The organism is Arthrobacter sp. Cza30 (genome assembly GCF_059090765.1).
In genome coordinates this window covers 608135-621777 of the sequence record NZ_JBNHGA010000005.1, presented here as the reverse complement: position 1 = coordinate 621777, position 13643 = coordinate 608135, and the positions used below count along the sequence as shown (strand labels likewise).

Sequence of the window (13643 nt, the reverse complement as noted above, 5' to 3'; positions counted from 1 at the left end):
TCAGGTTTTCCGCAGCAGCATTCTGCGGATCGAGTGGTCCGCGTCCTTGGTGAGCACCAGCTGTGCCCGCCCGCGTGTCGGCAGCACGTTCTCCCTCAGGTTGGGTTCATTAATCCGGCGCCAGATACCCAGGGCCGTCTCGGTGGCCTCCTCGTCCGTGAGCGAGGCGTAGCGGTGGAAATAGGATTCCGGATCCGTAAAGGACGTCCGCCGCAGTTTGTGGAAACGGTTGACGTACCACTGCTCAATATAGGACGTCTTGGCATCCACATAAATGGAGAAGTCGAAGAAATCGCTGAGCGCCAGCCCGGTGCGTCCGTCCGCCCGCGGGCGGGCCGGAGCCAGGACGTTCAGGCCCTCCACGATCAACACATCCGGACGGTGGACCACCACTTCCTTGTCCGGCACGATGTCGTAGGTCAGGTGCGAATACCACGGCGCATGCACTTCCTCGGCCCCGGACTTCACCTCGGACACGAACCGCAGCAGCGCCCGCTGGTCGTAGGACTCGGGGAAGCCCTTGCGCTCCATCAGCCCGCGCCGCGCCAGTTCGGCGTTGGGGTAGAGGAAACCGTCGGTGGTGATCAGCTCCACGTTCGGGGTGTCCGGCCAGCGGCGCAGCATCTCGCGCAGCACGCGGGCGGTGGTGGATTTCCCGACGGCGACCGATCCGGCCACGCCGATCACGAACGGTGTGCGGCGGCTGGTTTCGCCCAGGAACGTGGTGGTGGCCTTGTGCAGCTCGCCGGCCGCGCCCACATACAGGTTGAGCAGCCGGGAGAGCGGCAGGTAGACCTCGCGGACTTCGTCCAGGTTCAGGGCATCGCCCAGGCCGCGGAGCCGCTCGATATCGTCCTGGTCCAGGGGCTGTTCAATCTCGTTGGACAACCGGGACCAGGTCTGCCGGTCCAGCTCCACGAATGGTGTGAAGTTACTCTCACCGTTGGACGCCGTCGTCTTCGGTGTCGCATCAGTCACCTATGAATTGTGCCTGCTGCGGGATTCAAATCCCAAAAGGCGCCCCGCTGCGGCGCGCCGGATCGTCCCGTCCTACCGCCGCAGCTGCCGCCGGGAGGGCGTGCGGAACCCGCTGTCGGTGACGGTCCCGCGGGCAGGTACCCTTAATTCCATGTGTGGAATCGTAGGTTATGTTGGCCGCCGCGACGGCGGGGCCGGAGTCAGCGCTGCTGATCACAGCGCCCTGGACGTCGTTCTCGAGGGTCTTCGCCGCCTGGAATACCGCGGTTACGATTCCGCGGGAGTGGCAGTCATCTCCAGTTCCGGGATTGAGGCGCGGAAGAAGTCGGGCAAGCTGAGCAATCTGCTGGACGAGCTCAAGGCCGCCCCGCTGCCCGAGTCGCTGACCGGCATCGGCCACACCCGCTGGGCCACGCACGGCGGCCCCACCGACGAAAACGCGCACCCGCACCTGGCCGACGGCGACAAGCTCGCGGTGATCCATAACGGCATCATCGAGAACTTCGCCGAGATCCGCGCCTCCATGCTGGCCAAGGGCCACACGTTCCGCTCGGAAACGGACACCGAAGTGGCCGCGGTGCTGCTCGGGGACCTCTACCGGTCCCTGGTCGCGGAGGATCCCGCCACCGCGACCCTGGCCAAGGCCATGCAGCTCGCCTGCCAGCGGCTGGAGGGCGCCTTCACCCTGCTGGCCATCCACCAGGACCAGCCCGACGTCGTCGTCGCCGCGCGCCGTAACTCGCCGCTCGTCGTCGGACTGGGCGAGGGCGAGAACTTCCTGGGCTCCGACGTCTCCGGCTTCATCGACTTCACCCGCCGCGCCGTGGAGCTGGAGCAGGACCAGATCGTCACCATCACCCCCGACTCCTTCGAGATCACCGACTTCTTCGGCAACGCCGCCCAGGGCACCGAATTCGAGGTGAACTGGGATGCCGCCGCCGCGGAGAAGGGCGGCTACCCGTCCTTCATGGAAAAGGAAATCAACGACCAGCCCGAGGCGGTCGGCCAGACCCTGCTCGGCCGCTCGGACCTGCACGGCAGGCTGACCCTGGACGAGCTGCGGATCGACCCGGAGCTGCTCAAGACCGCCAACAAGATCATCGTGCTGGCCTGCGGCACATCGGCCTACGCCGGGCAGGTTGCGAAGTACGCGATCGAGCACTGGTGCCGCATCCCGGTGGAGGTCGAACTCTCGCACGAGTTCCGCTACCGCGACCCGATCGTGGACGCCAACACCCTGATTGTGGCCATCTCCCAGTCCGGCGAAACCATGGACACCCTGATGGCCGTCCGGTACGCCAAGGAGCAGGGAGCCAAGGTCCTTGCCATCTGCAACACCAACGGTTCGACGATCCCGCGCGAGGCAGACGCCGTGCTCTACACCCACGCCGGCCCCGAGATCGCCGTCGCCTCGACCAAGGCCTTCCTGGCGCAGATCACCGCCGCCTACCTGCTGGGCCTCTACCTGGCGCAGTTGCGCGGGAACAAGTTCCAGGGCGAGATCAAGGACATCCTGGCCGACCTGGGCAAGATCCCGGCGAAGATCCAGAGCGTGCTGGACAACGCCAAGGACATCAAGGACCTGGCCGTGCTCATGGCCGAAAGCAAATCGGTCCTGTTCCTGGGCCGGCACGTCGGCTTCCCCGTTGCCATGGAGGGCGCGCTGAAGCTTAAGGAGCTGGCCTACATCCACGCCGAAGGCTTCGCCGCAGGCGAGCTCAAGCACGGGCCGATCGCCCTGATCGAGGAGGGGCAGCCGGTCTTCGTGGTGGTACCTTCCCCGCGCGGCCGCAACTCGCTGCACGCCAAGGTCGTCTCGAACATCCAGGAAATTCGCGCCCGCGGCGCCAAGACCATTGTCATCGCCGAGGAGGGCGACGTCTCCGTCAAGGACTTCGCCGAGTTCGTCTTCTACGTTCCCGAGACACCGACGCTGCTGGCTCCGCTGCTCACCACAGTCCCGCTGCAGATCTTCGCCTTGGCACTGGCGACGGCCAAGGGCTACGACGTGGACCAGCCGCGCAACCTGGCCAAGAGCGTCACCGTCGAGTAGCGGGCAGTTGGCAGGCATGTCTACCCGCTTACTCTTCGCGGCGCCCCGATCTCCGTACAACAGGATCGGGGCCTGCTCCGTCCCGAGGCGCCCCGTCCGCGCCCGCCACGCGGCGGTCCGGCGGCACGTCCGGCTGCTGTCCGTGCCGCCCGTGCGGTGCACCCTGATATCCACCGGGGAGCCGGTTCTGGCTCCGCGGTGTGCCCGCTCGCCGTGGTCGGTTCGGGCGGGAGCCGAAGAATGATCGTGGGCATCGGCGTGGACGTGGTGGAAGTTTCCAGGTTCCGCCGGCAGTTGCAGCGCACCCCGGCCCTGCTCGAGCGACTGTTCACGCCGGCGGAACGGGAGCTCAACACCCGGTCCCTGGCCGCCCGTTTCGCCGCCAAGGAAGCGATCGCCAAGGCACTGGGGGCTCCAGCCGGCATGAACTGGCAGGACTGCACCATCTGCGTGGACGCCGGGGGAGACCCCTACCCGGAATTCACCGGCACCGTCGCCGCGGCATCGGCGGCCCGGGGCGTGAAGTTCTGGCACCTGTCCATGAGCCACGACGGCGATCTGGCAACGGCCATGGCGGTCGCCGAGAAGTAGCGGCCGGCAGCCGGGCGCGCGTTGAGGCCGGGCTAAGGTTCCACGCGGTAACGCAGGTACACGACGCCGTTGCCGAAGCGGCGCTCGTCCAGCAGCTCAAGCCCGAGCCTCAGGTCCTCGGCCAGAAAGCGCTTCCCGCCGCCCACCACGACCGGCGAGACGAAGAACAGGCATTCATCGACCAGTCCCGCCGCGAAGGCGTGGCCGGCGAGCTCGGGCCCGCTGATGCTCAGGTCCGCCGATGCCGAGGCCTTCATGCGCCGGACCGCCTCAGGCTCGAATGCCCGCTCAATCCGGGTGCGGGCGCTTGAAACCGTCTGCAAGGTCCGGGAATAGACCACCTTGTCCTTCCGCAGCCACGACTCCGCGAAGTCCCGCTCGACCGGGGGAACCTCCGGGCCGACGGGCACGGTTTCCCAGACGGCCATCACCTCGTACATGCGCCGGCCGAAGAGATAGGTGCCCACCCGTCCTTCCAGATCGTTGACGAAGGAGTGCACCTCCTCGTCGGGAACGCTCCAGTCGAAGTTGCCGTCCCGGTCGGCAATGTAGCCGTCCAGCGACATGATTGCGGAATACAGCAGCTGTGCCACGATGACTCCTGAGCTTTGGGCAGGACGGGGGAGCGTCCGCCCATTGTTCCCGACCTTGCGCATCGGCGGAAGGCCGGGCGGTCGTTCCGGCTCGCTGCGCCGTTCCGCGTCGCTGGGCCGTCGCGCTCGTCGTCGGCGGGGGACCGGTGCCGGGCCCTGTCCCGGGCAAAGCGTGCGATGTATCCTGACAGCCGGCGCCCGCTAGCCGCACATTGAGGGGAAGAGCCGTGCCAGCATCGGAGCAGTACGCCAGCGTCCGCTACCTCGTGGACGACGTCGGGGCAGCCGTGGACTTCTACACGGGCCATTTCGGCTTCACCGTCAACATGCGCTCGCCCGCCTTCGCCGACGTGACGCGGGGATCGCTGCGGCTGTTGCTCTCCGGGCCGGCAAGTTCGGGGGCGCGCGCGACCCCGGCGGATTATGCGGCCGCCGGGCGGAACCGCATCCACCTGGTCGTCCTGGACCTGGACGCGGAGATCGACCGGCTGCGCCGGGCGGGACTGTCGTTTCGCAGCGACGTGGTTGCCGGTCCCGGCGGACGCCAGATACTGCTCGCCGACCCGGCAGGAAATCTGGTGGAACTGTTCCAGCCCGCGCGGCAGTCGGCAGGGTAACGGGGCCCGCCTTCAGCTGCCGCCCAGGCCTTTGACGTACGCGTACGCCTCGTCGACGACGCTGAGCCACTGCTGCCCGGCCGCCGACGCGCCGTCGGCCACCGCCGGGAAAGCCACCCATTCCCTCATCGTCCGCTGTCCCATGGTGACCGGTTCCGCCGCTCCGGAAGCAACATACTCTTCCGCGCGGTGCCGCGGAACCTTCACGATCAGCCGGTCGCCGTGGCCGAGGAACGCGAAGACCTTTCCAGCCACCCTCAGCCCGCGACTGCGGAACATGGTGCCGCGTTCGACCAGCGGGTCATCCGCAAACCGGCCGGCGAGAGTTTCCAGCAGGACGAGGCCCTGGTCGTCGTCGGAGGGGGAGGCAGGCGTCATGGTTTCGTCCCGCATCAGGCCCGTATGAAGATGGCGGATGCCGCCGCGGATTCGACCATGAGGTCGCTCATGCCGACCACCACGTACCAGTACGTGCGTCCCCGGACGGCGCCCATGTCCACGAACCTTTCGGGATTGCCGCGGCGGCGGTGCACGCGCCGGAGGGCTCCAGCCTGCGAGGGAATGAACGCGGCCGCGGCGCCGTCGGACTCCCAGCGGTAGATGGCATAGTGCCTCGGCAGCGTCCCGCTCGTTGCGCCCCGCCAGATGAGCTCGACGCCGGATCCGTTCCACCGGGCGCTGGCGATCAGCGGCGCGTAGGGCCGCTGGGCGCCCAGATGGGACATCACCGGGGTCATCGCCACGCGCCGGTAGAACTTGTCCTGGACGAGGCCGATGCTGCCCAGCCGATTGGCACGGACGGACTTGGCGGAGAAGTACACCTGGCCGCGCACCGCCGGCGTCGCCCGGCATTTCGCCGTGTGGTTATAGAGCTCGCGCGGGTCCTGCCAGTCGGCCCCCTGGGCGGGATCGCCCACCTTGTAGGCCGCCTCGCCGATGTAGAGCTTGCAGACGGTGCCGCCCACCTGGGCCGCCCACCAGTTGACCAGCGTGTTGTAATCGGCCGCCGGGTTCCCCTGGTGCCAGTACAGCTGCGGGACCACGTAGTCCAGCCAGCCTTGCTTGACCCAGAGCCGGGAGTCGGCGTACGTGGCGTCGTAGCTCTGCAGGCCGGAGGTAGCGGAGCCCAGGCTGTCGGTCGATCGGTTGCGCCAGATGCCGAAGGGGCTGATGCCGAACAGCATCCGCGGTTTAGCCGCGAAGATCGCGGCGCTGAGGTCGCGGACGAACGTATTGACGCTGCGCCGCCGGAAATTGGCCACGCTCTCGCCGGCCAGCCGGTAGGCATTGTAGGCAGCGGAGTCCGGGATGCTTTGCCCCGCGACCGGGTAGGGGTAGAAATAGTCGTCGAGGTGGATACCGTCCACGTCGTACTTGGCCACGACTTCGGTGATCACCTTGATGATGTAACTGCGGACGGCGGGGATGCCGGGGTTGTAATAGCGCCGGCCTCCGTAGGCGAAGCTCCAGCTCGGGTTTTTCCGCGCCGGATGCCAGGAGATCAGGTCCGAAAGGCTCGTTGTCATGGACACGCGGAACGGATTGAACCACGCGTGCAGGTGCAGGTTGCGGGCATGCGCCTGGCCGATCGCGTAGGCCAGCGGATCGTAGCCGGGGCTCCGTCCCTGGGTGCCGGTCAGGTAGCGGGACCACGGCTCTCCCGCCGTCGACGGCCAAAAGACATCTGCCGCGGGACGGACCTGCAGCAGCACGGCGTTCAGGTTTCGGCTGCGGGCAAGGTCGAGCCAGCCGCGCAGTTCGGCCTGCTGAACGGTTGCCGCCAGCCCGGGGCGCGACGGCCAATCGATGTTCAGCACGGTGGAGAGCCAGAAGCCCCGGAACTCGTGCTTGGGCGCGTCCGTGACCCGCGCCCGTTCACGGGCGGTGATGCGGTAAACCCGGTTGATGACCGCCGCCGCGAGGCTGACTTCCAGCGGACCGCCGGGGGCTGTTGCCGCCCGGGAGAGGCTGCCGCCCAACAGGCCCGCCGCGCCGAGCATGGTGAGGGCGGTCGCCGTCGTGAATTGGCGCCGGGAGACAGCGCCTGGGGAACCGGAACCGCTGCCAGTCATGGCCAGCCCTGCCTCACGCGAACCTGATGGTAGCTCAACGATACGCCCGCATCCATCCCGCCGACAGTGGTCGAAACCGTGATGCCGACAGTGGCGGAGACCGTGACGCGGGCCGGCGGGGTGCCCGTGGCCCTGGCCGTCCCTCCCGGGTGTGCCGCCGCCCGTGTGTCCAACGCAACGAGCGCCGGACCGAGGGCCGCAAACGCCTGCCGCACCGCCTCGGGTTGCCCGCCGGGCGGACAACCCGGGATATCCATTGTCAGGACCATGGGGTATGAAGGGAACAGGGACCACAACCGATCATCAGGAGTTTGCACATGGAAGTTTGGCCGGGAGACGCCTATCCGCTGGGGGCCACGTATGACGGCAACGGCACCAATTTCGCCGTGTTCAGCGAGGCAGCGGAGGCCGTTTTCCTGTGCCTGTTCGACGACAACGGGGCCGAGACGCGGATCGAGCTCAAGGACGTCGACGGCTACGTCTGGCACTGCTACCTTCCGCAAGTCCAGCCGGGACAGAAGTACGGCTTCCGGGTGGACGGGCCATACGACCCGGGCCAGGGGCAGCGCTGCAATGTGAACAAGCTGCTGCTGGACCCCTACGCGAAGGCCGTCAGCGGCCAGATCGACTGGGCCCAGCCGCTGTTCGGCTACAACTTCGGGGACGAGAATTCCCGCAACGACGAGGACTCGGCCGGGCACATGATGCTCGGCGTCGTCGTGAATCCGTTCTTTGACTGGGACGGCGACCGCAAGCCGCGCACGCCCTACCACCGCTCGGTGATCTACGAGGCGCACGTGAAGGGCCTGACCCAGCTGCACCCGGAGATCCCGGAAGAGCAGCGCGGTACCTACGCGGGCATCGCGCATCCGGCGGTCATCGAGCACCTGCAGAAGCTGGGCGTCACCGCCATCGAGCTGATGCCGGTCCACCAGTTCGTCAACGACAGCACGCTCCAGGAGAAGGGGCTGTCCAACTACTGGGGCTACAACACCATCGGCTTCTTCGCGCCGCAGAACACGTATTGTTCCTCCGGCGATACCGGGCAGCAGGTGCAGGAGTTCAAGGCGATGGTCCGGGAACTGCATCTGGCCGGCATCGAGGTGATCCTCGACGTCGTGTACAACCACACGGCCGAGGGCAACCACCTGGGCCCCACGCTGTCCTTCCGCGGACTCGACAACGCGGCCTACTACCGGCTGGTCGAGGACCAGCAGCAGTACTACATGGACTACACCGGCACAGGAAATTCGCTGAACGTGCGCCACCCCCATTCGCTGCAGCTGCTGATGGACTCGCTGCGCTATTGGGCCTCGGAGATGCACGTGGACGGCTTCCGCTTCGACCTGGCCTCCACCCTGGCCCGCGAGTTCTACGACGTGGACCGGCTGTCGACCTTCTTCGAAATGGTGCAGCAGGATCCGATCGTGTCCCAAACCAAACTCATCGCCGAACCGTGGGACATCGGCCCGGGCGGCTACCAGGTGGGCAACTTCCCGCCGCTGTGGACCGAGTGGAACGGCCTGTACCGGGACACGGTCCGCGATTTCTGGCGGGGCGAGCCCTCCACCCTCGGCGAATTCGCCTCCCGCATCACCGGCTCTTCGGACCTGTACGAGGCCACGGGGCGGCGCCCGGTTGCCTCCATCAACTTCGTCACCGCCCATGACGGGTTCACGCTGCGGGACCTGGTGTCCTACAACGAGAAACACAATGAGGCCAACGGCGAAGACAATAACGACGGCGAATCGCACAACCGCTCGTGGAACTGCGGGGTAGAGGGGCCCTCGGACGACCCGGCGGTCCTCACCCTGCGCGCCCGCCAGCAGCGGAACTTCCTGGCCACCCTGCTGCTGAGCCAGGGCGTGCCGATGATCGCGCACGGGGATGAGCTGGGACGCACCCAGCAGGGCAACAACAACGTGTACTGCCATGACTCGGAATTGTCCTGGGTGGACTGGAACAACGTGGACCAGCCGCTGCTCGAGTTCGTGGCCACCGTCAACCGGTTAAGGGCCGAACACCCGACCTTCCGGCGGCGGTTGTTCTTTGACGGGAAGCCGGTCCGCCGGGGCCAGGGCGAGCCGCTGAGCGACGTCGTGTGGCTGACCACGGAGGGAACACCGATGGAGCCCGAGGACTGGGACGAGGCCCTCGGCCGCTGCATCGGCGTCTTCCTCAACGGCCAGGGCATCCGCGGGCGCGACGACCGCGGGCAGCGGATCACCGACGAGCACTTCCTGGTGTACTTCAACGCCGCCGACGACGACGTGCCGTTCGTGCTGCCGCCGCGGGAGTACTCGGCGGCCTGGGACATCATCATCGACACGGCCGGCGGCGACCAGCTGCCCGGCCCGCTGACGGCCGGGACGAAGGTGCCGGTCGCCGCCAAGTCCACGGTGGTCCTCAAGGCCCACACGGCGCCGGAAGAAGAGCCGGACCACTCGGTCGCCGCCTCCGTTGCGGCCATGGCCGAGGCGGAGCGGACGGTCGGGGCCGAGCCGGCCGCGGCCGAGCCGGACGGGGACCCCGGGCTGCAGGGCGCCGGGAGCGAGACGGGGCAGGAGAAGGGATGAGGGCCCCGGCGTCGACCTACCGGCTGCAGATCAGGGAATCGTTCACGCTTTATGACGCCGCCGAACTGCTGCCCTACCTGCACCGGCTCGGCGTCGACTGGGTGTACCTGTCGCCCCTGCTGACCGCGGAGCCGGGGTCCGATCACGGCTACGACGTGGTCGACTTCAGCACGGTGGACCCGGCCCGGGGCGGGATCGACGGGCTGCGGACGCTCTCCGCCGCCGCCCGGAAGAACGGGATGGGCGTCCTGGTGGACATCGTGCCGAACCACATGGGCGTGGCCACGCCGGCCAACAACCGCTGGTGGTGGTCGCTGCTGTCGGAGGGCCGCGGCTCCCGCTACGCGGAGGCGTTCGACATCGACTGGGACGCCGGCGGCGGCAAGCTCCGGCTGCCCGTGCTGGGCGACGGCGACGCGGAACTCGAGGCGTTGGAGCTGGCCGACGGCGAGCTGCGTTACTACGACCACCGCTTCCCCCTGGCTGAGGGGACCGGCGACGACGGCGCTACCGCCCGCGAAGTCCATGAGCGCCAGCACTACCAGCTGGTGAACTGGCGGCGGGCCGATGCCGAACTCAATTACCGCCGGTTCTTCGGCGTCAACTCCCTGGCCGGGGTCCGGGTGGAGGTGCCGTGGGTCTTCGACGAATCCCACGCGGAGATCAAGCGCTGGTTCGACGAGGGCCTGGTCGACGGGCTGCGCGTGGACCATCCCGACGGGCTGGCAGACCCGAAGGGCTATCTGCAGCGGCTGCACGAACTGACCGGCGGCGCCTACGTCCTGGTCGAGAAGATCCTGGAGCCGGGGGAGGAGCTGCCGGCAGACTGGGCCTGCGCGGGCACCACCGGGTATGACGCGCTGGCCGACGTGGACCGGCTGCTGGTCGATCCCGACGGGCGGGAACGCCTCACCGACGCGGCCCCCGTCGAGCCGTACCAGCACATGATCCACGACACCAAGCGGGGGATCGCCGACGGTATCCTGCGCTCCGAGGTGCTGCGCCTGGCCCGGCTGGTTCCGGCCGGCGCCGGCCTGGAGTTCGAGACGGCGGCCGATGCGATCGCCGAGCTGCTCAGCTGCTTCCCGGTGTACCGGAGCTACCTCCCGGTCGGCACGCAATACCTCGAGGAAGCCGGGATCGCCGCCCAGGTCCGCCGTCCCGACCTGGCCGAAGCCGTCACCACCCTGCTGCCGCTGCTGAATCCGCAGGGAGTGCTCACCGAACTCGCCGTGCGGTTCCAGCAGACCTCCGGCATGGTGATGGCCAAGGGGGTGGAAGACACCGCGTTCTACCGCTACACGCGCCTGACCTCCCTGAACGAGGTGGGGGCGGACCCGTCGATCTTCGCGGTGGAGCCGTTCGAGCTCCACACCCGGTTGATCCGCCGGCAGCAGGAACTGCCGCTCGCCATGACCGCGCTGTCCACCCACGACACGAAGCGCAGCGAGGACACCCGGGCCCGCATCTCGGTGCTCGCGGAACTGGCGGACCAGTGGCCGGATTGGCTGGCGGAGCTCGACCGGCTGGCACCCTTCGGGGATCTGCCGTTCGCGGACCTGCTCTGGCAGGCGGCGCTGGGGGCGTGGCCGTTCAGCCGGGCCCGGGCCCACGCCTACGCGGAGAAGGCCGCCCGGGAAGCGGGCAACAGCACCTCGTGGATCGACCCGGACCATGACTTCGAAAAACAACTCCACGCCGCCGTGGACGCGGCCTTCGACACCCCGGAGGTGAACCGGCTGCTGGTCAGCCTGGCCGAGAAGATCAAGCCCTTCGGCTGGAGCAACTCCCTCTCGGCAAAGCTCATCCAGCTGACCATGCCCGGAGTGCCCGACGTCTACCAGGGCACCGAGTTCTGGGACCATTCGCTGGTGGACCCGGACAACCGCCGGCCGGTGGATTTCACCGCCCGGCGCCAGGCGCTGGACAACCTGGACCGGGACGGGACGCCGCCGGTGGACGACGGCGCGGCGGCCAAGCTGCTGGTGGTCGCCCGGGCACTTCGGCTGCGCCGTGACCGGCCGGAGCTGTTCACCGGCTACGAAGTCGTCCCGGTCCAAGGCCCCGCGGCCGACCACGCGTTCGGCTTCGACCGCGGCGGCGCCATCACGCTGGCCACCAGGCTCCCGGTGCGGCTGCAGCGAGACGGCGGGTGGCGGGACACCGCCGTCGTCCTGCCCGCCGGACGATACCGCGATGTGCTGAGCGGGCGGAGCCACGCAAACAACGGCGTCCTGCCGTTGGCCGGCGTGCTGACGGAATTGCCGGTGGCGCTGCTGGTGCGCGAACAGGAGGACAAGTCATGAGCCGGAACTTCGCGGTGTGGGCCCCGCGTGCCGGAAGGGTGGAACTGCAGGCCGGCGCCGCACGGCTGCCGATGCAGGGCCCGGACGACGCCGGCTGGTGGCGTCTGGCGGACCCCGCCGCAGCGCCCGAGGGGGAGTGTGACTACGGCTATCTGCTGGACGGCGGGGACGCGGTGCTGCCGGATCCACGCTCGCGCCGCCAGCCGGACGGGGTGCACGGGATGTCCCGGACCTTCGACGCGGGGGCCCATCGCTGGCAGGACCAGGACTGGGTTTCGCCGGGGCTGGGCGGGGTGATCTACGAACTGCACATCGGCACGTTCACCTCCGAGGGCACGCTGGATTCCGCCGCGGCCAAGCTCGACTACCTGGCCGGACTCGGGGTGGATTATGTGGAACTGCTGCCGGTCAACGCGTTTAACGGCACGCACAACTGGGGCTACGACGGCGTGCTCTGGTACGCGGTGCAGGAGAGCTACGGCGGGCCGGCCGCCTACCAGCGGTTCGTGGACGCCGCGCACGCCAAGGGCATCGGCGTCATCCAGGACGTGGTCTACAACCATTTGGGTCCCAGCGGAAACTACCTGCCGCGGTTCGGGCCGTACCTGAGCAGCAGCAGCGCCAACACCTGGGGCGAATCCGTGAACCTGGACGGCCCCGGATCGGACGAGGTCCGCCGCTTCATCATCGACAACGTGCTGATGTGGTTCCGCGACTACCACATGGACGGCCTGCGCCTGGATGCGGTGCACGCGCTGCGGGACGAGCGCGCCGTGCACATCCTCGAGGAGATCGCGGCGGCGACGGACGCGTGTGCCGCCGAGCTGAACAAGCCGTTGTTCCTGGTCGCCGAGTCCGACCTCAACAATCCGCGGCTGATCGAGTCCCGGCAGGTGAACGGCTATGGCCTGGCCGGCCAGTGGAGCGACGACTTCCACCACGCCGTGCACGTGAACCTCACCGGCGAAACCAGCGGCTACTACGCCGACTTTGCCGGGCTGGGCGCGCTGGAAAAGGTGCTGCGGGACGGCTTCTTCCACGACGGCGGCTATTCCTCGTTCCGGGAACGGCACCACGGCCGGCCGATCAACAAGGACCGGGTGACCGCCCGGCAACTGGTGGTCTGCACCCAGAACCACGACCAGATCGGCAACCGTGCCGCCGGAGACCGGCTCACCGGCACCCTCGGCTACGGGCAGCTGGCGCTGGCAGCCGTGCTGAACCTGATGTCTCCGTTTACGCCGATGGTGTTCATGGGCGAAGAGTTTGCGGCCTCCACGCCGTGGCAATTCTTCACCTCCCATCCCGAACCGGAGCTCGGCGAGGCGACCTCTGCCGGCAGGCTCAAGGAGTTCGAGCGGATGGGCTGGGACCCTGCGGTAGTGCCCGATCCGCAGGACCCGGCGACGTTCCACAACTCGAAACTGGACTGGGCCGAGCCCGGCACGGGCGACCACGCCCGGCTCCTCGAGCTCTACACCCGGCTGATCGCCCTCCGGAAGCAGCATCCGGAGCTGACGGAACCGGACTTCGCGTCCTTGTCAGTGGAGTCCCAGGCGGAGGAGGGCTGGCTGATCCTCCGGCGCGGCTCCTTCGCGATCTGCTGCAACTTCTCCGCCGAGCCGCGGCGGCTCCCCGCCCGGCCGGGCACGCTGGTCCTGACCACCGACGACGGCGCCGCGCTCGCCGCCGACGACGGCACCACGATCGCCGGGGACGGCGCCAGCGGGATTGGGTCCGAGGAGGCCGCACCCGGCGGGACCGGGTCAGCGGCGGCCGCAGCAGCCGGCCGGCTGACGCTGCCCGCACACTCGGCCGCCATAGTCCGCAGCGCGCCCGCCCGCTGAACCGAGGGGA

10 protein-coding genes are annotated in these 13643 nt (G+C 68.4%); 6 read left to right on the top strand and 4 right to left on the bottom strand.

The genetic code is table 11. The annotated features are described in order from the left end of the window. Nucleotides 1-978 (bottom strand): type I pantothenate kinase, encoded by a 978-nt coding sequence (coaA, locus tag AC5RVZ_RS20085; RefSeq protein WP_494067476.1) that lies wholly within the window; start codon nucleotides 976-978, stop codon nucleotides 1-3. Between the two features lie 151 nt (nucleotides 979-1129). On the opposite strand from coaA, the gene glmS reads away from it, so the two are divergent. Together glmS and AC5RVZ_RS20075 are read left to right on the top strand one after the other, a co-directional pair. Next, complete coding sequence (gene glmS / locus AC5RVZ_RS20080) at nucleotides 1130-3031, top strand: glutamine--fructose-6-phosphate transaminase (isomerizing) (protein ID WP_494067475.1); 1902 nt, start codon at nucleotides 1130-1132, stop codon at nucleotides 3029-3031. A gap of 240 nt (nucleotides 3032-3271) precedes the next feature. Continuing rightward, the gene (locus AC5RVZ_RS20075) at nucleotides 3272-3622 is read left to right on the top strand and encodes a holo-ACP synthase (protein ID WP_494000425.1); all 351 of its coding nucleotides are present in this window, start codon (nucleotides 3272-3274) and stop codon (nucleotides 3620-3622) included. Between the two features lie 32 nt (nucleotides 3623-3654). Here AC5RVZ_RS20075 and AC5RVZ_RS20070 read toward each other — a convergent pair whose 3' ends face one another. Beyond that, nucleotides 3655-4215: a dihydrofolate reductase family protein gene (locus AC5RVZ_RS20070; RefSeq protein WP_494067474.1), complete on the bottom strand. Its 561-nt coding sequence runs from the start codon at nucleotides 4213-4215 to the stop codon at nucleotides 3655-3657. A gap of 227 nt (nucleotides 4216-4442) precedes the next feature. Between AC5RVZ_RS20070 and AC5RVZ_RS20065 the strand changes: the two genes are divergently transcribed. Next, a complete protein-coding gene (locus AC5RVZ_RS20065; RefSeq protein WP_494067473.1) occupies nucleotides 4443-4832 on the top strand; it encodes a VOC family protein in 390 nt (129 codons plus the stop codon). A 12-nt stretch (nucleotides 4833-4844) separates the two neighbouring features. Here AC5RVZ_RS20065 and AC5RVZ_RS20060 read toward each other — a convergent pair whose 3' ends face one another. Together AC5RVZ_RS20060 and AC5RVZ_RS20055 are read right to left on the bottom strand one after the other, a co-directional pair. Continuing rightward, complete coding sequence (locus tag AC5RVZ_RS20060) at nucleotides 4845-5225, bottom strand: TfoX/Sxy family protein (protein WP_494067472.1); 381 nt, start codon at nucleotides 5223-5225, stop codon at nucleotides 4845-4847. Further along, complete coding sequence (locus AC5RVZ_RS20055) at nucleotides 5225-6904, bottom strand: glycoside hydrolase family 10-like protein (RefSeq protein WP_494067471.1); 1680 nt, start codon at nucleotides 6902-6904, stop codon at nucleotides 5225-5227. Before AC5RVZ_RS20055 ends, AC5RVZ_RS20060 begins: the two co-directional genes overlap by 1 nt. A 317-nt stretch (nucleotides 6905-7221) precedes the next feature. On the opposite strand from AC5RVZ_RS20055, the gene glgX reads away from it, so the two are divergent. Genes glgX through treZ form a run of 3 tightly spaced genes read left to right on the top strand, consistent with a single transcriptional unit; the run spans nucleotide 7222 to nucleotide 13633 of the window. Then, on the top strand, nucleotides 7222-9480 hold the full coding sequence (glgX, locus tag AC5RVZ_RS20050; RefSeq protein ID WP_494067470.1) for a glycogen debranching protein GlgX: 2259 nt from the start codon (nucleotides 7222-7224) through the stop codon (nucleotides 9478-9480). Then, nucleotides 9477-11786 carry a malto-oligosyltrehalose synthase gene (treY, locus tag AC5RVZ_RS20045; protein ID WP_494067469.1) on the top strand — a complete coding sequence of 770 codons (2310 nt, stop codon included), beginning with the start codon at nucleotides 9477-9479 and terminating at the stop codon, nucleotides 11784-11786. Before glgX ends, treY begins: the two co-directional genes overlap by 4 nt. After that, the gene (treZ, locus tag AC5RVZ_RS20040; protein WP_494067468.1) at nucleotides 11783-13633 is read left to right on the top strand and encodes a malto-oligosyltrehalose trehalohydrolase; all 1851 of its coding nucleotides are present in this window, start codon (nucleotides 11783-11785) and stop codon (nucleotides 13631-13633) included. The genes treY and treZ overlap by 4 nt, the downstream gene beginning before the upstream one ends. Nucleotides 13634-13643: the final 10 nt, after the last annotated feature.

Coding starts and splice junctions, on each gene's coding strand:
- treY (WP_494067469.1), top strand. CDS start 9,477: ATGAGGGCCCCGGCGTCGACCTACCGGCTGCAGATCAGGGAATCGTTC.
- AC5RVZ_RS20075 (WP_494000425.1), top strand. CDS start 3,272: ATGATCGTGGGCATCGGCGTGGACGTGGTGGAAGTTTCCAGGTTCCGC.
- AC5RVZ_RS20055 (WP_494067471.1), bottom strand. CDS start 6,904: ATGACTGGCAGCGGTTCCGGTTCCCCAGGCGCTGTCTCCCGGCGCCAA.
- glmS (WP_494067475.1), top strand. CDS start 1,130: ATGTGTGGAATCGTAGGTTATGTTGGCCGCCGCGACGGCGGGGCCGGA.
- glgX (WP_494067470.1), top strand. CDS start 7,222: ATGGAAGTTTGGCCGGGAGACGCCTATCCGCTGGGGGCCACGTATGAC.
- AC5RVZ_RS20060 (WP_494067472.1), bottom strand. CDS start 5,225: ATGCGGGACGAAACCATGACGCCTGCCTCCCCCTCCGACGACGACCAG.
- treZ (WP_494067468.1), top strand. CDS start 11,783: ATGAGCCGGAACTTCGCGGTGTGGGCCCCGCGTGCCGGAAGGGTGGAA.